Source organism: Micrococcus sp. KRD070, assembly GCF_017168435.1.
In the GTDB taxonomy this organism is placed as follows: domain Bacteria; phylum Actinomycetota; class Actinomycetes; order Actinomycetales; family Micrococcaceae; genus Micrococcus; species Micrococcus luteus.
The window spans coordinates 20,593-38,767 of the sequence record NZ_JABFNH010000015.1 but is presented as its reverse complement, the minus strand read 5'-3'; the positions used below and the strand labels follow the sequence as shown (position 1 = coordinate 38,767).

Below are 18,175 nucleotides of genomic sequence, written 5' to 3'. Positions count from 1 at the left end.
GCGCCCGCCCTGGCAGTCCCTCCCCGACGACCTCGCGGAGCGCCTGGCCCCGGCGATCCCCGGGATCATGGAGCGCATCATCGAGACGGTCCCGGACCAGATCCCCGCCTACGCGGCGGCGCGCGACGGCCACTACGGCAAGAACCTCACCGCCGGCGTGACCACCGCCCTCGAGCAGCTGATGAGCCTGCCCGGCACCACCCGCCCGGCCCTGAACAGCGAGTCCCGCGTCCTCATGGCCCGCCTGGGGGCCGGCGAGTTCCGCGAGGGGCGCTCCATGGACGCCCTGCTCGGCGCGTACCGCACCTCCGCGCGGATCGTGTTCCGCGAGCTCTCCGCCGAGTGCGCGCGCCTGGGCCTGGAGATGTCCGTGGTGATCGAGCTGGGCGAGTCCATCTGGGCGTACATCGACGAGCTCTCCTCCGTCAGCGCCCAGGCGTACGCGGAGGCGCAGTCCGCCCAGGCGGGCGTGCTCGAGCTGCACCGCGCCGCCCTCGCCACCGCCCTGGTCCGGGGCGGGACCGAGGAGAAGGAGGTGCAACGGCTGGCCGCGCTCGCGGACTGGCGGCTGCCGCGCCGGCTGGCGGTGGTGGTGCTGCCCGCGGACGCCGGCGTCGCCGTCCGGGAGAGGCTGGGCCGGGCCGGGCTCGTGGTGGAGCGGGACTCGGAGGTGGTCGCCGTGATCGACGCGACGCCCTCCCAGGGCCGCCGCGAGCGCATGCTGCGCCTGCTGGCGGGGACGGCCGCCGTCGTCGGGCCGGCCGTGGACTGGCCGCTCGTGCCCCACTCCTACCGGGTGGCCCGCACGCTGGCCGTCCAGGAGGCGGCGGGCCGGACGGCGGAGCCCGCGCAGGGGGAGGACGACGACGGCGCCCCGTCCCCGATCCTCGCCGCGGACCACCTGGCGCGCGTGGTGCTGGGGGCCGAGCCGCGCGTCGTGACGCAGCTGGCCGAACGCGTGCTGGCGCCCCTGGACGAGGTGAGCGAGGCGAAGCGGGCGGTGCTGGAGGAGACCCTGCTCGCCTGGCTCACGCACTGGGGCCAGCGGGCGCCGATCGCCGCGGAGCTCGGCGTGCACCCCCAGACCGTGGGGTACCGGGTGGGCCGGCTGCGCGAGCTGTTCGGGGAGGCCCTCGAGGACCCCGACGCGCGGTTCGACCTGGAGATCGTGCTGCGGGCTGGACGAACGGGATGGGGATCTCACCGTCGATGGCGAGGAAGAACAGGCCCTTGACCGGCTGGTCCCAGCGGTCCTCGAGGTAGCCGAGCAGGCGCTTCCAGCGTGGCCGCTCGTCGGGCTGGGGGTGCCGTCTGACGGGGGCCTTCACTAGCGTGGGTGGACCACGCATCCCGACGAGGGACCCCGACGAGAGAAGAGGGACAGTGCCATGACGAACGCCCCGAACCGCGACGAGCTCCCCCTGCCGGACTACGACCACATCCCCAACGGCACGCTGTCGACCCGGATCACCGGCCTCGACGAGTCGCAGGTGGAGCAGCTGCTCGCCTACGAGCGCGCCCACGGCGACCGCCTGCCCGTGGTGCAGGTCCTCGAGACGCGGCTCGAGGCGCTGCGCTCCGGCGCCCAGCCCTCCGGCGATCAGGTGCCGGACACCCCGGAGGTCGGCGGCTCCCGCACCGGCTCGCCCGTGACCCCGGAGACGAGCGGCCCGCCCGTGGAGCCCCTGAGCCGCGGCATCCCGGCCGACCCGCAGCACCCCGGCAACCGCTGAGCCGGCCGGGCGTCGCCTGACAGGGCGGCCCCCCGCGGAACGCGGCCACGACGCCCCGTCTCCTTCCTGTGAGAGGCGACGCGTCGTGGCCGCCTCGCGTTCCGGGCGATCCCGCGGTCCGGCCACGGAGCGCCTGCGAGGGTCCCCGTAGCGTGTTTGTGAGCTGGGTTATATTTCGACACAGCTGCGGCGGGCCTTCGGGCGCTGACGTGCGAGGCTGCCGGATTCCCGGCTGTCCGGCTCCTACTCACGGATGGGTGAAACGGCATGACTGAATTCGAGGACAAGCTTGCGCAAGTGGCTCGGCGAGCCCGCGACTACGCAAGCTCCCTGGACACGGAAGAGGCGACGAAGAACGCGCTCGTCATGCCATTCATCTCGCAGGTGTTGGGCTACGACGTGTTCGATCCCCAGGAGGTCGTCCCGGAGTTCGTCGCAGATCTGGGCCTGAAGAAGGGGGAGAAGATCGACTACGCCATCATGCGGGAGGGGAAGGTCAACATCCTCGTGGAGGCCAAGAAGGTCGGCTCGGAGCTGTCCCTGGCGCACGCGAGCCAGCTGGTGCGCTACTTCCACACCAGTGAAGCGCGGATCGGCGTGCTCACCAACGGGCGGGTGTGGAACTTCTACACGGACCTCGACAAGGCCAACATCCTCGACGAGCGTCCGTTCCTCGTCCTCGATCTTCTGGACATCGACCCGGTCACCGTGCCGAAGCTCGAGCAGCTGGCGAAGGGATCCTTCGATCTCGACTCGGTCATCGCCGCAGCCGAGGAGCTGAAGTACGTATCGGCCATCAAGCGCGAGATTTCTGCCGAGATGGCTGCGCCGAGCGATGAGTTGGTGAAGGTCCTCGCCAAGCGCGTGTACTCCGGGTACATGAACGCCAAGGCGGTGGAGACCTTCACCCGGCTCACCGAGGAGGCTGCGCGCCAGTACATCAACGATCGCGTCAACGCGCGGCTGAAGACTGCCCTGGGCGACCAGGTCGCTCCGGTACTGGCGGCTCCCGCTGAGCCCGTGGCCACCGGCGATCAGACGGTCCTGTCCGACGAGGAGAACGGTCAGGAGGGCCAGCTCAAGCCGGGCGTGGTGACGACCGAAGAGGAGATCGAGGGTTTCCGCATCATCAAGGCGATTCTCGCCGGAATCGTGCCGATGAACCGCGTCTACATGCGCGACGCAGCCTCGTACTGCAGCGTCATCCTGGACGACAACAATCGGAAGCCGATCGCGCGCCTTCACTTCGACGGGAAGGTGAAATATCTGGTGCTGTTCGATGCGGACAAGAACAGGACGCGGGCCGACCTCGAGAACTTGGAGGACATCTACGAATCCGCCGAGGCACTGCGGAGCGTCGTCAGCTCCTACGTCGGGGCCTGAGCGGACTCTGACCCGCCTACTGACCGGATCCGGCCCGCGGGCGGGCAGGACTGTGCCCCGCCGCCGTCGATGCGCCACCCTGGTGCGCACGCCCCGGTGGGACAGACCCGCCGGGCGCCGACCCGAGAGGACGTCATGACCCATCACGAGCGCGACGACCGCCAGGCCCTGGCCGCCGGCGAGACCTACCTGATCCACGTGCTGGAGACCTCCGACCCGCCCGGCAACCCGGACCACTACCGGATCACGGACGCGGTCGAGGCCCACCACGCGTCCACCGGCTCCTACGACGTCGAGGCCGGCGGCCTGGACGCCGCCCGCGAGCTGCTCGCCCGCCACGCCAAGTGAGCGACCGGGGCTGAGACGTCCGGCCGGGCCGCGCCTCACGCGCCCGGCCGGAGCCTCATCCCCAGCACGGTGCGCGCCTCGAGCCCCAGAGCCGCGCGGGCCTCGGGCGCGCCGGTGCGGTCCTCGCCCACCACGGTCATCCCGATCCGCTCGGCCACCCGGCGCGAGGCCGTGTTCTCCGGGTGGATGATCGCCACGAGCTCGTGGTGCCCCAGCACGTCCCGGGCGTGGTCCCGGCAGGCGGCGGCCGCTTCGGTGGCGTAGCCGCGCCCCCACAGGTCGGCCCGCACGTGGTAGCCGACCTCCAGGCGAGGCTCCCCGTTGACCTCCTGCCACGTCAGGCCGCAGTCGCCCACGAAGCCGGGCCCGCCGTCGTCGTGGGTCTCGATGATCCACAGCCCGTGCCCGTCCTGCGCGTACCGGCGCCGGTTGCCCGCGATCCACGCCGCCGCCTCCGCGCGCGTGCGCGGGGCGGGGTAGAAGCGCATCACCACGGGATCGGCGAGGAGGCCGGCCAGGTGGTCGAGGTCGGCGTCGGCCATCTCGCGGAAGCGCAGACGGGCGGTGGGGGCGGGCGGCATGCGCCCAGGCTAGCGGCGGGCGGATGCGCCCCGCCTCTTGTCTGCGCGGGGCCGGGCTGGTCGACTGTGCCCATGCCGCATTCCCTCTCCCTGCGCCCGTTGCGGGTGGATGACGCCGAGGCCATGGCCGCGGTCCTCGCCGACCCGGACCTGTACACGTACACCGGCGGGACGCCGCCGGGCGAGGAGGAGCTGCGGCAGCGGTACGCGATCCTCGCGCGCGGTCGCTCCGAGGACGGCGCGGAGGACTGGGCCAACTGGATCGTGGTGCTGGAGCCGGAGGGCCGGCCGGTCGGCTACGTCCAGGCCACCATCCCCGTGGACGGGGGACCCACGCAGATCGCCTGGCTGATCGGCACGCCGTGGCAGGGCCGCGGGCTGGCGAAGGAGGCCGCCGGCCTCCTCAAGGGCGAGCTGCGGGACCGGGGGGTGCGGCGCCTCGTGGCGGATGTCCACCCCGAGCACACGGCCTCCCAGCGGGTCGCCCAGGCGATCGGCCTGGCGCCGACGGACGAGGTCGTGGACGGGGAGGTCCGCTGGGCCGGGTCCGTGGACGACGGCGGCGGCCCGGTCACCGGCTGAGGCCGCGGCGCCGCTCCGGGTAGGAGCCGCCGAGCTCCACGCCCCGCTCGGCCAGGTAGGCCTCCGGGTCCACCGGCTCGCCGTCCACGCGCAGCTCCAGGTGCAGGTGCACGCCGGTGGCGGCGCCGGTCTGCCCGACGCCGGCCAGGTGGTCCCCGGCGGAGACGCGCTGGCCCGCGTCCACCACGGTGGAGTCCGGGGCGGCGTGCAGGTAGCGCCACACGTGGCCGTCCCCGGCGTCCACGGCGAGCAGGTTGCCGCCCGCGTCCCCGCCGGCCTCCACGAATAGGACTCGGCCGTCGGACACCGAGTGGAAGGGCGTGCCCTCCGGCACCCCGCCGAGGTCCACGCCGTCGTGGCGGGTCAGGGCCTCCTCGGACACCCCCGAGGGCACCACGCCCTCGCCGAACGGGTTGGGGCGGGGCCCGAAGCGGGAGGTCACGCGGCCCTGCACGGGCTCGGCGTACCCCTGCGTGTTCACCGTGGGCGGGGCGGGGGTGAAGCCGCCGTTCCAGCGCCGCCGCTCGGCGCCCGCGCCGGCGTCGTCCCGGCCGGCCGGACCGAACGCGAGGACCAGCGCCAGGACGGTCGCGATCAGGGCCAGCGCCCCCACTGCGGCCAGCACGCCCCCGGCCACACCGCTGCCCGGGGAGCCGGCGCCGGGGGTCGGGGTGGTCATCCCCTCAGTCTGTCATGCAGGGTCGGGACGGCCCCGGCCTTCGCCCACGGCATCCCGGCCCGCCACCAGCTCCCGCCCGCGCTCGTAGTCCTCGTCCGCGTTGTAGGTCAGCACGCCCACCACGCGGTCCTGCGCGTCCATGTACCAGAGAGTGAACCCGCCGGTGCGCTCCACCATGCGGGCCTGCTCGTGGCCGTCGCCCCACGCGGCGTGCTTGAGCGTGTGCTCGCCGATGGTGCTCCAGAACCCGGGCACGGCCTCCCACCGCCGCAGGGACTCCGGGTCCGCCGTCGCCGCGTGGGCCAGCACGGAGGCCTGGCCGGCGCCGCCCGGCACGCCGACCTCGGTGCGGGCCGCGTTGTGCCCGGCGACCTCGCCCATGCCGAGGGCGTCGCCCCAGTGCTCCACGGGGATCGGCCGGCCGGCCACGGCGTGGTGGGCGCGGGCCACGTCCCCGGCCACCCACACGCCCGGCGCCGCCGCCAGGTGCTCGTCCGCCACGATCCGCCCCTCGTGCATGGTCAGCTCGGAGTCCTCGAGCCACCCGCCCCCCGGCTCGACCCCCACCGCGGCGAGGATCAGGTCCGGGGCGAGCGTGGCGCCGTCGTCGAGGTGGACGGTGCGCGGGGCGCGCACCTGCCCCACCCGCACGCCGGTGCGCAGCTCGACGCCGGCGCCGATCAGCCACTGCGCGATCCGATCGCCCGCCTCGCGGCCGAGCCGCTTCTGCTGCGGCACCTCGTCCGGGGTGACCAGCGTGGTGGCCACCCCGCGCAGGGCCAGGGAGGCGGCCGCCTCGCAGCCGATGAACCCCGAGCCGATCACGACGGCGGAGCGCGCGTGCCCGGCGGAGGCCACCAGGCGGCGGGCGTGGTCGAGAGAGCGCAGCAGGTGCACCTCGGCGTCGTCGTCCGCGACGGGCAGGGGCTTCGGGTGCGCGCCGAGGGCGAGGATCAGGCGCTCGAAGCGGACCGGCTCCTCGCCGACCCGCAGCGTCCGGGCACCCAGGTCCGCGTGGGTGACGGTCACGCCCCGGCGCAGCTCGACGGCGTCCGGCAGGTCCTCCAGCACCGTCGGCTCCGGTTCGGCGGTGCCGCGCAGGAGCTCCTTGGACAGCGGCGGACGCTCGTACGGGTGGTCCACGTCCGAGGTGAGCATGAGGACGGGGCCGGGTCCCCCGGCGTCGACGTAGGCGCGGGCGGCGCTGACGCCGGCGGGGCCGCTGCCCACGATCACGAGCGGGAACGGGGTGGAGCTGTGCTGGGCCATGCGGCCAGCATGCGCACCCGTCACGGGCGGAAGCCAGGGCCGACGGACACCCCGGCTCCGGCATACTGCCCGCATGGACCCCTCCCTGGTGTGGCTGCCGGCCGTCGTCGCGCTGGCCGCGATCACCGTGGGCGGCACGCTCCAGCGGGTGAGCGGCATGGGCGTCGGCATGATCGCCGCACCCACGCTGTCCCTGCTCCTGGGCCCGGTGGCGGGGGTGACGCTGTCCAACGTGGCCGCCTCGGTGTCCGCGGTGCTGCTGTTCGCGGTGCTCCACAGGCACGTGGACTGGCCGCGCTTCGTCCGCCTCGCACCCCTGCTCGTGGCCGGCTCGTTCGCGGGGGCGTGGGCCGTGCGGGTCCTGGACGCCCACGCCCTCGAGATCCTCCTGGGGTCCTCCGTGCTGGTGGCCGTGGCCGCCGTCCTGGGCCTGCAGCAGCGCTTCACCGCCCAGGGGAACGGGGCCGTGTTCGCCTCCGGCGCCGTGGCCGGGTTCATGAACACCACCGCGGGCATCGCCGGGCCGGCGCTCGCGGTCTACGCGGTGGCGAGCCGGTGGGACCAGCGCTCGTGGGCGGCCACCCTCCAGCCCGTGTTCCTGCTGGCCAATCTCACCTCGCTGGTCACCAAGTCGCTGTTCGGCGCGGCCGTGCCCGCGGGGCTGCACGTGCCGTGGCCGGTGTGGGTCGCCGTGGTGGTGGGCGGCCCGCTGGGTGTCCTGCCCGGTTCGGTGGTGGCCCGCCGGGTGGACCCCGCGAAGGCGCGCGTCCTCGCGATCTGCCTGGCCGGCGTCGGGGGCACGCTGGCGCTGGTGCGCGGTGTGGCCGGCACCCTGGGCTGAGGCGGGGCCGGCGCGCAGGCGTCAGGGCAGGAGGGAGCGCACGGCCGCGGCCAGCGTGTCCCGCACGTCGTCCACCGTCAGGTCCTCCGGGGCCAGGTGCCGCTCGACCGACAGCGTGTGCACGAGCATCAGGAGCATGGCCGCAGTGTGCGTGACCTGCTCGTCCGGGACGTCGGCCAGCACGCGGTGCTCGCGCAGCAGGCCGGCCAGGAAGTCCCGCCGCCGGACGGTCAGCGTCCGGTAGGCTCTCCCCACGGCGGGCTCGCGCAGGCCCACGGCCTGGAACTCGTGGAGGAGCAGGGGCCAGGAGCCCGTGGTCTCGAGCACGACGTCGGCCAGGGCCTCCGCCACGCGGGCCACCAGGTCCTCGCGCGGCAGGTCGGGGTCGTCCAGGGCGTCGGCGACGCCGTCCATGGCTCGGGTGGTCGCCCGCTCGAACTGGACGGTGCAGGCGGCGGCGAAGAGGTCCGGCTTCCCCGCGAAACCGGAATAGACGGCGCCCTTCGTGTAGCCGGCCTCCGCCGCGATGCGGGCGAGGGAGGAGCGCGCGTAACCCTCCCGTCCGAACACCCGAGCCGCGTGGTCGAGGATGGCCGCGCGGACATCCTCGCGGCGGGGTCGGGTCGCCATGTTGCCCTCTCGATGCCGATGGTATTGAATACCGATGGTATTGAATCCGCCTCGACTCGGCAAAGAGGGCCCATGTCTTCCACTCCCACCGACGCCGATCACCATGGCCCCGGGCCCGCCCCCGACCCGGCGCACCTCGACGACCTCCCGCCCGCCACCCTCGTGGCGCGCGGTCTGACCCTGCGCGGCAGTCGCGGGCCGGTGTTCGGCTCCCTCGACCTCGTGCTGCCCCCGCAGACCCACCTGGCCGTGCTCGGAACCCAGGGCTCGGGCCGCTCGGCCCTGCTGCTCGCCCTCACGGGGCGCCTGCAGGGCGTGCGGGGCGAGCTCGTGCTCACCGGCGGCCCCGTGGACGTCGCCCTGGACGGGCCGGAGCGGCCCGCCGCCCGCGCGTACCGGCCCCCGATCGACGCCGCGCGCCACCCGCACGCCCTGCGCGCCCGCACCGCCGTCGCCCACACCACCGACGTGGTGGAGCTCGAGCCGGCGCTGACCGCGGCCGAGGTCGTGGACGAGCGCTGTCTCACCGACGGCGTGCGCCGCCGCGCCGGCCGCGCACGCTTCGCCCTCCTCGCGGACGCGGTGAGGCTGACCGTGGCGCCGGAGGCCGTCGTCCGGGAGCTGTCCGCGCCCGATCGCGCGCTGCTGGCCGCCGTCGTCGCCTGCCTGCGCCCGGCCCGCCTCGTCACCTTCGACGACGTGGACGCCACCCTGACCATCGATGAGCTGGTCGCGCTCCACGCGGCCCTGGACGTCCTCAAGGACCACGGCCACCCGTTCGCGGTGAGCGCCGTGGCCTCCGCGCCCGTGCCGCGCGACGCCGTCGTCCTCACCCTGCCCCCCGTCCGGGAGAACTGATGCTGTTCCGCTACGAGCTGCGACGCTTCCGCCGTGGCCTGCCCCTGCTCGCCCTGCTGTTCATCTTCCTCGTCCCCGCCATCTACGGCGCCCTGTACCTGTCCGCGAACTGGGACCCCTACGGGGCCATGGACCGTCTGCCGGTGGCGATCGTCAACGAGGACGAGCCCGTCCAGCGCGGCGACACCACGCTGCGCACCGGCGCGGACATGACCGAACGCCTCAAGGACGACCGCGCCTTCGACTGGCGCGAGACCACGCGCGAGGAGGCCGAGGAGGGACTGCGGGAGGGCCGGTACTACCTCGTCCTGGAGATCCCCGCCGAGCTCAGTCGTGACCTCGTCAGCCCCGAGGGCGGCGGGACACCGCGGCAGGCGCAGATCACCCTGCGCCGAGACGACGCCAACGGCTTCGTGATCGGCTCCGTCACGAACGCGAGCCAGGCCAAGGTCGAGGCCGCCGTGAACCGGTCCGCGATCGAGGCGTACTTCGAGGCCGTCTTCTCCAGCCTCGGCGAGCTGCGGTCGGGCATGGTGGACGCCGCCGACGGCGCCGCACAGCTGGCCGACGGCACGGCCTCCGCGGAGGACGGCGCGAGCCAGCTGGAGGACGGGATCGTCCAGGCCCACGACGGCTCGGGCAAGCTGGCCGAGGGCGCGGGCCAGCTCGCCACGGGTGCGGGTGACCTCGCGGACGGCGCCGCCCAGGCCGACGACGGCGCCCAGCGACTCGCCGAGGGCGCCGCGTCCGCGCAGGACGGGGCCGGGCGCCTGGCCGACGGGCTCGACCAGGCGCGCGGGGGCTCCCAGGCCCTCGCCGACGGTGCCGGGCAGCTCGCCGAGAACGCCCCCGCCCTGCGTCAGGGCGCCACGGACCTCTCCGACGGGCTGGCCCAGCTGCAGACCGGATCGGCCGAGCTCGCCGACGGCGCCACGCAGGTGGCCGACGGCACCCAGCAGCTCTACGACACGGTGATCCCCGGCCTGGACCAGGTGATCGAGCGGCAGGACGCGGTGGCCGCCGACGTCGCCGCGGTGGACGAGGACGTCCAGCGGGTCGCCGAGGTGGCCGGCACGGCCGAGGACGGCGCGGGCGCCCGCATCGCCGACGCGCAGGCCGCCCTGGCCGAGCTCGCCGAAGAGGACCCGACGCTCGCCGAGTCCGAGCAGTACGCCGCGCTCCAGGAGGCGCTCACCGGCGCGGACGAGCGGGTGACCGCCGTCGCCGGCCGCGCCGAGGAGGCCGCCGCGACCTCCGCGGCCGCCAACGAGCGCGTCCAGGGCTTCGTCGAGGACGACGTCGCCGCCTCCGCCAAGGCGGATCTGACGGACCTCAACGACGGCGCCCACGCCGTGGCCGCGGGCGCGGAGAAGCTGCAGGGCGGGATCGGTGAGGCGAAGGACGGGGCCGACTCCCTCGCCGACGGCGCCGGGAAGTTCGCGGACGGCCTCGAGCAGCTGGGCTCCGGCGCGACCGAGCTCGACGGCGGCCTGGCCCAGCTCCAGGACGGCGCCGGGGAGCTGCAGTCCGGCCTCGGCGAGCTGACGGACGGGGCGACCACCCTCGCCGAGGGCAACGCCGCGCTCCACGACGGGGCGCTGACCCTGCAGGACGGTGCGGGGCAGCTGGAGTCCGGCGCCACCGAGCTCGACGACGGCCTGGCCCAGCTCCAGGACGGCGCCGGGGAGCTGCACACCGGCCTCGGCACCCTCGACGACGGCGCCCACGAGCTCGCCTCCGGGCTCTCCGACGGCGTCGACCGCGTCCCCGCCCTGACCGAGGACGAGCGGGACGAGGCCGCCCTGGTGATGTCCCGGCCGGTGGAGGCCGTGATGCAGGTGGACAACTCCGCGGAGGTCTACGGCCGCGGCATGGCGCCGATGTTCTTCTCCATCGCGCTGTGGGTGTTCGGCATCGCCGCGTTCAACATCATGCGGCCCATCAGCGGGCGGCTGCTGGCCGGGCGCCGCAACCCGGTGGCGATCGCGCTGGCCGCGTGGCTGCCCGTGGGCATCGTGGCCGTGGGCGGCGGTCTGCTCATGCTCGCCGCGACGCTGCCGCTGGGCCTGGCCCCCGTCCACCCGGTGCGGGCCGTGGCCCTGACGGTGCTCGTGGCCGTGGTGTTCTCCCTCATCGCGCACCTGGTGCAGACGGCGCTCGGCACCCCCGGTTCGGCGCTGCTGCTGGTCCTGCTGATCCTGCAGCTGGCCTCCACCGGCGGCACCTACCCGGCCGAGGTGCTGCCCGGCTTCTTCCAGGCGCTGCACCCGTTCATGCCGATGAGCTACTCCATCGAGGCGTTCCGCAACGCGATCTCCGGCGGTCTGGACCAGCGCTTCTGGGTGCCGGTGGTCGTGCTGATGGGCATCGGGGCGGCGGCGCTCGCCCTGGACGTGCTCGTGGTGCGGCGCCGGCGTCGGTTCCGCATGAAGGACCTGCACCCCGCGCTGCAGGCCTGAGCGGGGATGACTTCCGCACCCCGCGCCGCCGTCGTCCGTCCGGCCCGCCCCGAGGACGCGCCCGCGATCGCCGCGATCGCCGCGGCCACCTTCCCGGACGCCTCCCCGGCCTCGCTGCCGCGTGCCGCGGTGGACGCGCACATCGCGCTGCACCTGAGCGAGGCGGCCGTGGCCGCGTGGATCGCGGACCCGGAGCGGATCGTGCTCGTGGGCGCCGCGGCCGACGCCCCGGAGACCCTGCTCGGCTACGCCATGTACGAGACCGCCGCGACCCCCGAGGCACCCGTCACGGAGCGGCTCGGCGACGTGCCGGCCGGCCACCTCTCGAAGCTGTACGTGCTCGCCGAGGGGCGCGGCACCGGGCTGGCCGAGGCCCTCGTGCACGACGGCGTCGAGCGGCTGCGGCGGCTGGGGTTCCGGCACGTGTGGCTCGGCACGAACGCGCAGAACACACGGGCCAACCGGTTCTACGAGCGCCTTGGCTTCGCGACGATCGGGGCGCGGCAGTTCGTGGTCGGCGGGGAGCGCGTCGAGGACGACTGGGTGCGGCTGCTGACGGTGGCGTGAGCCGGCCGCCGCTCAGCAGGCCTCCGGGCCGTCGGGGTCGTCGTCGGGATCGATCCACGCCGACGGGTGGTAGTGCACCGCGGCCAGCCCGTCGTTGTCGGCCAGGTGGGTCTGCGCCTCGGGCACGGAGTCCGTGTTCTGCCCGGCCACCGCCTCCCACGCCCCGGCCTCGGTCCGGCGCACCACGAGCAGCAGGACGCCGGTGCGCTCGCCGGCCTCGTCGCCGTCGGGCGCGGTCTGCCCCGTCATGGTCCACGGCGCATGCACCACCGCCACGTCCCCGAGCTCGCGCACGCGCACCTGCCCGAGCACGAGCCGGGAGGCCGGGAACATCCAGCGGAAGCCGAGCGCGTGGTTCACCCGGATCTGCCGCCGCCGCGTCCACCACACGCCCACCACGTTCACGAAGTCCGCGTCCTCGGCGAACAGGTCCGCCGCCCCCGCTGGACCGCCGCCCGCCGGCGACCCGGTGGCCTGGCCGGACGTGGCCCGGGTTCCGCACCTGTTCTTCCACTCCCTCGTGGTGGACCCGGCCCGCGCCTTCGATGGCGACGACAAGGCCGGCGGCTACCTGGACTTCATGGTCACGGTGGACGAGTTCGACGCCGTCATCCGGCAGGTCTACGAGCGCGGCTACGTGCTGGTCTCCCCGCACGAGCTGTACGAGGTGGGCGAGGACGACGTCGTCCGCCCGAAGACCCTCATGGTCCCCGAGGGTCGCACCCCGCTGATCCTCTCCCTGGACGACTGCTCGTACTACCTCTACATGGACGGCGACGGCTTCGCGGACCGCCTGATCGTGGCCGAGGACGGCGGCGTCCGCAACGAGTACACGGACGCCGAGGGCACCACGCACATCGGGGCGTTCGACGTCGTCCCGCGCCTGGACGACTTCCTCGCCGAGCACCCGGACTTCAGCCTCAACGGCGCCCGCGGCGTGCTCGCCATGACCGGCTACGACGGCGTGTTCGGCTACCGCACCTCGGCCCGCGAGTTCGGGGACAGCCCCACGTTCGACGCCGACGTCGCGGCCGCCACCGAGGTTGCCGACGCGCTCAAGGACAGCGGCTGGGAGTTCGCCTCCCACACGTGGGGCCACCGGACGGTGCCGAAGCTGACCATGGAGGAGCTCGAGTTCGACATGAGGCACTGGCACGAGGAGGTCGAGCCGATCCTCGGCCCCACGGACATGCTCATCTACCCGTTCGGCGCGGACGTCACCGGCCCCGGCAAGTACACGGAGGACAACGAGCGGTACCGCTACTTCCGCGAGCTCGGCTACCGCTCCTTCTTCCTCGTGGACGGCACCTCCAAGGCGTGGGGCCAGCTCGAGCCCGGCTACTACCGCGGCTCGCGCATCAACGTGGACGGCATCAGCCTCGCCGCGGCCGTCTCGGGCGAGCGGCCCGTGCTGGAGGAGTTCTTCGACCCCCGGTCCGTCCTGGACCCGGCCCGCCCCGAGTCCATCCGCGGCCCGAAGAAGCCGAGCCCGGCGCCGTCGTCGCCCGCCGCGGCCCCGAGAACCCCGCGACCCTGAGGAGAGCACCATGTCCATCCCCGCCACCGAGGTCGAGGCCCGCTGGAACGCGGCCGCCGAGCCGTTCACCGCCGTCGTCCGGGAGGTGCGGGACTGGGACGCCGCCACCCCGTGTGAGGGCTGGGACGCGCTGGACCTGCTGGACCACGTGATCGCCGGCCAGCGCGACTTCGCCGCCCGCCAGGGCCGGGAGGTGCCCCTCTTCGACGGGTCCCGCCAGCAGCTGGCCACCCAGTGGGCCAAGCACGCCGCCGCCATGTCCGCCCTCGCCGGTGACGAGGAGTTCATCATGCGGCCCATGAAGACCGCGCTCGGGGAGATGCCCGTGGGCGAGGCGTTGATCCGCTTCCACGCGTTCGACGTGATCGTGCACCGTTGGGACCTGGCCCGCTCGCAGGGCGTGGACGCGCGGTTCACGGACGCGGAGATCGACTGCGTGGAGGAGTCGCTGGAACTGTTCGGCGACGCCGCCTACACGCCCGGCATCCTGGGCGAGCCCGTCCCCGTGGCCGACGACGCCGACCGGCAGACCCGCCTGCTCGGTCGCCTGGGCCGTCGGGGCTGAGACCAGGGCAGGACCCGTCCCCGCACCCCAGGAGGCACCGTGAGCGAGTCCACCGGTTTCAGCGCCGCGGAGCAGGCCGCGATCGCCGAGCGCGCGCAGGAGCTGCGCGCCCAGCGCGGCGGCAGGAAGAAGGCCGACGCCCTGCAGGACCTGCTGGTGAAGATCGAGGAGATGCCCGAGCAGGACCGCGCCATGGCGGTGGGGGTGCACCGGATCGTCACGGAGGCGGCCCCGGAGCTCGAACCCCGCACCTGGTACGGCATGCCCGCCTACGCGCGCGGCACGGACGTGCTCGTGTTCCTGCAGGTCAGCAGCAAGTTCGGCGTGCGGTACACAACCCTCGGCTGACGTCCGGCGCAGAGTGGTCACGACACGCCGCGTCGCGCACGCGGAGACGGCGTGTCCTGACCACTCCGCGGGCTTTCCGGCCCCTCCGAGCCCGCCGGCCCCTCCGCGGCCCGGGCTGCCCGTCGCCAGCGCCGCACCGCCCACAGGGTCAGACCGCCCACGGCGAGCCAGCCCACCCCGAGCAGCACGCCGTTCACGACGCCCGGGCGCACCGCGAACGCCCCCATCGCCACGAGGGAGAGCTGCCCGGGGATCACGCCGACCGCGGTGGAGCCGGCGAAGATCCCCAGCGGCACGGCGAGCGCGCCCGCCCCGTAGTTCACGGGCCAGTACGGCAGCCCCGGGGCGACGCGCAGGGCCAGCAGGGCGAGGAACCCGGTGTCCTCGAGCCGCCGCTCCACGGTCTCGGCGTGGCGGCCGAGCCCGCGCAGGACCACCTCGCGCCCGACCGCGCGCGCGATGCCGTACGCCCCGAGCGAGCCCAGCAGGGCCCCGACCACGGACAGCACCGTCCCCTCGATCGCGCCGAAGAGCACACCGGCGGTGACCGCCATGATCGTCACGGGGATGGGGGTGAGCGCCACGGCCGCGTACAGCACGGTGAACGCCAGCCAGCTCCACCAGCCGAAGCCGTCCAGTTGGGCGCGCAGCTCGTCCACACCGGGCAGGCGCACGGTGAGTGCCAGCCACACGAACGCCGCCACCACGAGGACGAGGGCGGCGGTGCGCAGGATCGACACCCCGCGGTGCCCGGTGCGGGCGGGCAGGGTGGAGGCGGCGCCGGAGTCGCGCGGCGGCACGGCGGTGGAGGGCATCGGCTCAGGCTACCGGGAGTCGCCCCGCCCCGTTCCGTCAGCATGTCCTCCCCGGTCTGCGGCCACGCCCCGCGCTGCTTCGGTGGATCACACGCGTGTGACTCATCCACACCTGTGGACAACTCTGTGGAGAACCCTGTGCACGCGGCCCGCCGGGTGTGGACGGAGGGGCTCAGACGGTGGACGCGCCGGGCGCGTCGTCACCCGGCCGCGCCTCACCCGGACCCGCGCCATCCGGCCCCGCCGCCGGCTCGTCCTCGAAGGCGGGACCGCCGTCGTCCTCCCAGGCCGCGGCGGCGTCGTCGTCCCTGTCGGTCTCCTGCACCTGGTCATGCAGCCGCTCCATGCGGGTGTCCAGATCCGCGGCCACGCGGGCGGCGGCCACGAGCTCGGTCGCGATGTCCGGGGGCACGCCGCCGTCGAACTTGTAGTTGATCTTGTGCTCGAGCGTGGCCCAGAAGTCCATGGCGCTCGTGCGGAACTGCATCTCCACGGTCACCGGGATCGTGCCGGTGGACAGGTGGATCGGCACCTGCACGAGGCAGTGCAGACTGCGGTAGCCGGAGGGCTTGGGCCGGGAGATGTAGTCCTCCACCTCGAGCACCCGGATGTCCGGCTGCTGCGTGAACTGGCGGAACACGCGGTACACGTCCCGGGCGAAGCTGACGATCACGCGCGCCCCGGCGATGTCCGTGACGTTGGTGCGCAGCGCGTCCAGGTCCAGGGACAGCCCGCGGGCGGAGGCCTTGCGCAGGATCGACTCCGGCGACTTCACCCGCGTGACGATGTGCTCGATGGGGTTGTAGTCGTGCAGGTGCGTGAACTCGTCCCGCAGCACCTCGAGCCGCGCCTCCACCTGGAGCAGGGCCGAGCGGTACTCGAGGTCGAAGCGCTCGACGTCTCGGCGCAGCCGCTCCAGCGCCACGGACGTCGCGGGGGAGAGCTGCGTCAAATCGGATACGGGGGTGCCGCGCAGCGCCTCGACGTCCGCCGAGGGCGCGGGCGCGTCCGGGGAAGGGTCCTGCTCCATGGCCTCAGAGCCTACGGCGGGATCCTGCGAGACGGCGGGCCGTCCACAGGCCCGACGGCGGCCCGTCAGTCCTCGGCGGGGATCAGCACGCGTTCGAAGACGGCGCGCTCCTCGTCGGAGACGGCCACGGGCCGCCCGGCCGCCGGGTCCACCTGCACGAACACGGCGTCGCACAGCACGCAGCGCCGCCCGTCCTGCCACAGCTCGTGGCGCAGCGTGAAGGACGTCCGGCCGATCCGCAGGATCCACACCCGCGCCGTCACCTCGGGCCCGGCGTAGACCACGGGCGCCTCGTACTGGACCTCCATGGACCGCACGACGCGCTGGACGTCCCCGGACGCCGTCGTCGTGGCCCACGCGGCCAGGGCGCGCACGCGCGCCTCCTCGGCGAGGGTGAGCAGGCGGGCGTTGTTGACGTGGCCGTAGCGGTCCTCGTCGGACCAGCGCAGCTGCAGCCCGACCTCGAACGGGGTCGGTGTGCCGGCGTCGGCGGGGGTCTCGGGGGTGGTCGGCTGAGTCACGGGGTGAACACCTTTCCTGGGTTGAGGATGCCGTGCGGGTCGAACACGGCCTTGATGCGCTGCTGGAGGTCGTGCTGGGCGTCGCCGAGCTCGTCCCGCAGGAACGCGCGCTTGAGCAGGCCCACGCCGTGTTCGCCGGTGAGCGTGCCGCCGAGTTCCAGGCCGGCGCGGAACAGCTCGCGGGCGGCCTCCCACACGTCCGCCGGGATCGACGCGGCGTCCTCGGCCGCGCCGCCCACCTGCGCCGCCGCGCCGAACAGCAGGATCGGGTGCAGGTTGCCGTCCCCGGCGTGGGCCGTGGTGGGGATGGCGACGCCGGTGCGTGCCTCGATCTCACGGATCCGCGCGAACATCTCGGCCATGCGGCTGCGCGGGACGGCCACGTCCTCCACGAGCGGGGTGCCGAGGCGCTCGAGCGCGGGGAACGCGGTGCGGCGCAGGGCCATGAGGGCCTCCCCCTCGGCGGGGTCCACGGTCACGGTGACGTCCCCGCCGTGGGTACGCATGAGGGCGGCCATGGCCTCCCCGTCCGCCTCGGCGCCGGCGCCGTCGGCCTGCACCAGCAGGAACGCGCCGGACTCGGGCAGGGCGGCCCCGCGCTCGGGCCCCGCGTGCGCGCGCACCGCGGCGAGCGTCGCCTCGTCCATCAGCTCCATCAGGGCGGGCACGTGACCGGCCCCGGTGATCGCCTCGGCCGCGGCGGCGCCCGCGACGACGTCCGGGAAGAACCCGCCGAGCGTCACGGGCACGCCGCGCACGGCCGGCCGCAGCGCCAGCGTCGCGCCCACGATCACGCCGAGCGTGCCCTCCGAGCCGATCATCAGCGCGACCAGGTCGTAGCCGGTCACCCCCTTGACGGTGCGGTGGCCCAGCCGCAGCAGGGTGCCGTCTGCGAGCACCACGTCCAGGCCCAGCACCGCCTCGCGCGTGACGCCGTACTTGGCGCACAGCAGCCCGCCGGCGTTCATCGCGATGTTGCCGCCCACCGTGGAGATGTCCTTCGACGCGGGATCCGGGGCCCACCACAGCCCGTGCTCGGCGAGCGCGGCGTTCAGCGCCCCGTTGAGGATCCCCGGCTCGACGACGGCCACGCGGTCCGCGGGGGAGACCTCCAGGATCCGGTCCATCGCGGTCATGTCCAGGACGATCTCGCCCGCCCCCGCGACGGCGCCGCCGGCCAACCCCGTGCCCGCTCCGCGGGTGACCAGCGGGGTGCGGGTCCCGTGCGCGATCCGGCACGCGGCCTGCACGTCCTCCACCGTCCGCGCGCGGACCACGGCCAGCGGCGCGGCGGGGGAGCGATGCCCCGAGCGGTCCGCCCGGGCGGCCTCGAGTGCGGCGGCGGAGACGTCCACGCGGCCGGGCAGCTCCGCCTGCAGGCGGGCGACGACGTCGGCGGGCGGGGCGTCCGCGGCAGGCGGGGCGGCGG

At 74.4% G+C, this 18,175-nt stretch carries 21 protein-coding genes; 12 read left to right on the top strand and 9 right to left on the bottom strand.

What is annotated here, in order from left to right:
- The 4 genes from J1M38_RS04815 to J1M38_RS04800 all read left to right on the top strand — a co-directional run.
- Positions 1-1,234: CdaR family transcriptional regulator (locus tag J1M38_RS04815; RefSeq protein WP_206501186.1), on the top strand; the 1,234-nt coding region annotated here is incomplete at its 5' end.
- Positions 1,235-1,388: 154 nt separating this feature from the next.
- Entirely contained in the window at positions 1,389-1,733 is a 345-nt protein-coding gene (locus tag J1M38_RS04810; RefSeq protein ID WP_041104120.1) for a hypothetical protein, read from the top strand.
- Positions 1,734-2,000: 267 nt separating this feature from the next.
- Positions 2,001-3,116, top strand: coding sequence for a type I restriction endonuclease (locus J1M38_RS04805; protein WP_036314529.1), 1,116 nt, complete (start codon positions 2,001-2,003; stop codon positions 3,114-3,116).
- Positions 3,117-3,251: 135 nt separating this feature from the next.
- Positions 3,252-3,464, top strand: coding sequence for a hypothetical protein (locus J1M38_RS04800; protein ID WP_010079881.1), 213 nt, complete (start codon positions 3,252-3,254; stop codon positions 3,462-3,464).
- Positions 3,465-3,499: 35 nt separating this feature from the next.
- On the opposite strand, the gene J1M38_RS04795 is transcribed toward J1M38_RS04800, so the two are convergent.
- Positions 3,500-4,045 carry a GNAT family N-acetyltransferase gene (locus J1M38_RS04795; protein WP_020624710.1) on the bottom strand — a complete coding sequence of 182 codons (546 nt, stop codon included), beginning with the start codon at positions 4,043-4,045 and terminating at the stop codon, positions 3,500-3,502.
- A 72-nt stretch (positions 4,046-4,117) separates the two neighbouring features.
- On the opposite strand from J1M38_RS04795, the gene J1M38_RS04790 reads away from it, so the two are divergent.
- Positions 4,118-4,627, top strand: a complete 510-nt coding sequence (locus J1M38_RS04790) for a GNAT family N-acetyltransferase (protein ID WP_044659331.1) — start codon at positions 4,118-4,120, stop codon at positions 4,625-4,627.
- On the opposite strand, the gene J1M38_RS04785 is transcribed toward J1M38_RS04790, so the two are convergent.
- Positions 4,617-5,306 (bottom strand): M23 family metallopeptidase, encoded by a 690-nt coding sequence (locus J1M38_RS04785; protein ID WP_020624712.1) that lies wholly within the window; start codon positions 5,304-5,306, stop codon positions 4,617-4,619. The two genes, J1M38_RS04790 and J1M38_RS04785, sit on opposite strands and share 11 nt — an antisense overlap.
- Positions 5,307-5,318: 12 nt before the next feature.
- Entirely contained in the window at positions 5,319-6,575 is a 1,257-nt protein-coding gene (locus J1M38_RS04780; protein WP_041104118.1) for an NAD(P)/FAD-dependent oxidoreductase, read from the bottom strand.
- Positions 6,576-6,648: 73 nt separating this feature from the next.
- Between J1M38_RS04780 and J1M38_RS04775 the strand changes: the two genes are divergently transcribed.
- Positions 6,649-7,416, top strand: a complete 768-nt coding sequence (locus J1M38_RS04775) for a sulfite exporter TauE/SafE family protein (protein WP_041104117.1) — start codon at positions 6,649-6,651, stop codon at positions 7,414-7,416.
- Between the two features lie 21 nt (positions 7,417-7,437).
- Here J1M38_RS04775 and J1M38_RS04770 read toward each other — a convergent pair whose 3' ends face one another.
- Positions 7,438-8,046, bottom strand: coding sequence for a TetR/AcrR family transcriptional regulator (locus tag J1M38_RS04770; RefSeq protein WP_020624715.1), 609 nt, complete (start codon positions 8,044-8,046; stop codon positions 7,438-7,440).
- Positions 8,047-8,118: 72 nt separating this feature from the next.
- On the opposite strand from J1M38_RS04770, the gene J1M38_RS04765 reads away from it, so the two are divergent.
- From J1M38_RS04765 to J1M38_RS04755, 3 genes are read left to right on the top strand one after another with little or no spacing between them, the layout of a single operon-like run.
- A complete protein-coding gene (locus J1M38_RS04765) occupies positions 8,119-8,904 on the top strand; it encodes an ATP-binding cassette domain-containing protein (protein ID WP_041104115.1) in 786 nt (261 codons plus the stop codon).
- The gene (locus tag J1M38_RS04760; RefSeq protein WP_206482054.1) at positions 8,904-11,363 is read left to right on the top strand and encodes a YhgE/Pip family protein; all 2,460 of its coding nucleotides are present in this window, start codon (positions 8,904-8,906) and stop codon (positions 11,361-11,363) included. Before J1M38_RS04765 ends, J1M38_RS04760 begins: the two co-directional genes overlap by 1 nt.
- A gap of 6 nt (positions 11,364-11,369) precedes the next feature.
- The gene (locus J1M38_RS04755; protein WP_206482053.1) at positions 11,370-11,930 is read left to right on the top strand and encodes a GNAT family N-acetyltransferase; all 561 of its coding nucleotides are present in this window, start codon (positions 11,370-11,372) and stop codon (positions 11,928-11,930) included.
- Between the two features lie 12 nt (positions 11,931-11,942).
- On the opposite strand, the gene J1M38_RS04750 is transcribed toward J1M38_RS04755, so the two are convergent.
- Positions 11,943-12,335, bottom strand: coding sequence for a DUF4440 domain-containing protein (locus J1M38_RS04750; protein ID WP_342356206.1), 393 nt, complete (start codon positions 12,333-12,335; stop codon positions 11,943-11,945).
- 79 nt (positions 12,336-12,414) lie between these two features.
- Between J1M38_RS04750 and J1M38_RS12225 the strand changes: the two genes are divergently transcribed.
- The 3 genes from J1M38_RS12225 to J1M38_RS04735 are packed head-to-tail and all read left to right on the top strand — an operon-like array spanning position 12,415 to position 14,380.
- The gene (locus J1M38_RS12225; RefSeq protein WP_342356205.1) at positions 12,415-13,467 is read left to right on the top strand and encodes a polysaccharide deacetylase family protein; all 1,053 of its coding nucleotides are present in this window, start codon (positions 12,415-12,417) and stop codon (positions 13,465-13,467) included.
- 10 nt (positions 13,468-13,477) lie between these two features.
- Positions 13,478-14,032 carry a TIGR03086 family metal-binding protein gene (locus tag J1M38_RS04740; RefSeq protein WP_036339014.1) on the top strand — a complete coding sequence of 185 codons (555 nt, stop codon included), beginning with the start codon at positions 13,478-13,480 and terminating at the stop codon, positions 14,030-14,032.
- A gap of 39 nt (positions 14,033-14,071) precedes the next feature.
- The gene (locus tag J1M38_RS04735; protein WP_036314546.1) at positions 14,072-14,380 is read left to right on the top strand and encodes a hypothetical protein; all 309 of its coding nucleotides are present in this window, start codon (positions 14,072-14,074) and stop codon (positions 14,378-14,380) included.
- 17 nt (positions 14,381-14,397) lie between these two features.
- Here the strand turns inward: J1M38_RS04735 and J1M38_RS04730 are convergent, their stop codons facing one another.
- The 4 genes from J1M38_RS04730 to J1M38_RS04715 all read right to left on the bottom strand — a co-directional run bounded on the left by J1M38_RS04730 (position 14,398) and on the right by J1M38_RS04715 (position 18,125).
- Positions 14,398-15,195: a TVP38/TMEM64 family protein gene (locus J1M38_RS04730; RefSeq protein WP_020624722.1), complete on the bottom strand. Its 798-nt coding sequence runs from the start codon at positions 15,193-15,195 to the stop codon at positions 14,398-14,400.
- Between the two features lie 172 nt (positions 15,196-15,367).
- Positions 15,368-16,225 (bottom strand): GTP pyrophosphokinase family protein, encoded by an 858-nt coding sequence (locus J1M38_RS04725; RefSeq protein WP_049146993.1) that lies wholly within the window; start codon positions 16,223-16,225, stop codon positions 15,368-15,370.
- Between the two features lie 65 nt (positions 16,226-16,290).
- Positions 16,291-16,746 (bottom strand): thioesterase family protein, encoded by a 456-nt coding sequence (locus J1M38_RS04720; protein WP_049146994.1) that lies wholly within the window; start codon positions 16,744-16,746, stop codon positions 16,291-16,293.
- Entirely contained in the window at positions 16,743-18,125 is a 1,383-nt protein-coding gene (locus J1M38_RS04715) for an FAD-binding oxidoreductase (protein WP_049147060.1), read from the bottom strand. The genes J1M38_RS04720 and J1M38_RS04715 overlap by 4 nt, the downstream gene beginning before the upstream one ends.
- Positions 18,126-18,175: the final 50 nt, after the last annotated feature.

What these genes read in the sequence shown, in the direction of transcription:
- J1M38_RS04810 (WP_041104120.1), top strand. Translation starts at nt 1,389, where the DNA reads ATGACGAACGCCCCGAACCGCGACGAGCTCCCCCTGCCGGACTACGAC.
- J1M38_RS04805 (WP_036314529.1), top strand. Translation starts at nt 2,001, where the DNA reads ATGACTGAATTCGAGGACAAGCTTGCGCAAGTGGCTCGGCGAGCCCGC.
- J1M38_RS04800 (WP_010079881.1), top strand. Translation starts at nt 3,252, where the DNA reads ATGACCCATCACGAGCGCGACGACCGCCAGGCCCTGGCCGCCGGCGAG.
- J1M38_RS04795 (WP_020624710.1), bottom strand. Translation starts at nt 4,045, where the DNA reads ATGCCGCCCGCCCCCACCGCCCGTCTGCGCTTCCGCGAGATGGCCGAC.
- J1M38_RS04790 (WP_044659331.1), top strand. Translation starts at nt 4,118, where the DNA reads ATGCCGCATTCCCTCTCCCTGCGCCCGTTGCGGGTGGATGACGCCGAG.
- J1M38_RS04785 (WP_020624712.1), bottom strand. Translation starts at nt 5,306, where the DNA reads ATGACCACCCCGACCCCCGGCGCCGGCTCCCCGGGCAGCGGTGTGGCC.
- J1M38_RS04780 (WP_041104118.1), bottom strand. Translation starts at nt 6,575, where the DNA reads ATGGCCCAGCACAGCTCCACCCCGTTCCCGCTCGTGATCGTGGGCAGC.
- J1M38_RS04775 (WP_041104117.1), top strand. Translation starts at nt 6,649, where the DNA reads ATGGACCCCTCCCTGGTGTGGCTGCCGGCCGTCGTCGCGCTGGCCGCG.
- J1M38_RS04770 (WP_020624715.1), bottom strand. Translation starts at nt 8,046, where the DNA reads ATGGCGACCCGACCCCGCCGCGAGGATGTCCGCGCGGCCATCCTCGAC.
- J1M38_RS04765 (WP_041104115.1), top strand. Translation starts at nt 8,119, where the DNA reads ATGTCTTCCACTCCCACCGACGCCGATCACCATGGCCCCGGGCCCGCC.
- J1M38_RS04760 (WP_206482054.1), top strand. Translation starts at nt 8,904, where the DNA reads ATGCTGTTCCGCTACGAGCTGCGACGCTTCCGCCGTGGCCTGCCCCTG.
- J1M38_RS04755 (WP_206482053.1), top strand. Translation starts at nt 11,370, where the DNA reads ATGACTTCCGCACCCCGCGCCGCCGTCGTCCGTCCGGCCCGCCCCGAG.
- J1M38_RS04740 (WP_036339014.1), top strand. Translation starts at nt 13,478, where the DNA reads ATGTCCATCCCCGCCACCGAGGTCGAGGCCCGCTGGAACGCGGCCGCC.
- J1M38_RS04730 (WP_020624722.1), bottom strand. Translation starts at nt 15,195, where the DNA reads ATGCCCTCCACCGCCGTGCCGCCGCGCGACTCCGGCGCCGCCTCCACC.
- J1M38_RS04725 (WP_049146993.1), bottom strand. Translation starts at nt 16,225, where the DNA reads ATGGAGCAGGACCCTTCCCCGGACGCGCCCGCGCCCTCGGCGGACGTC.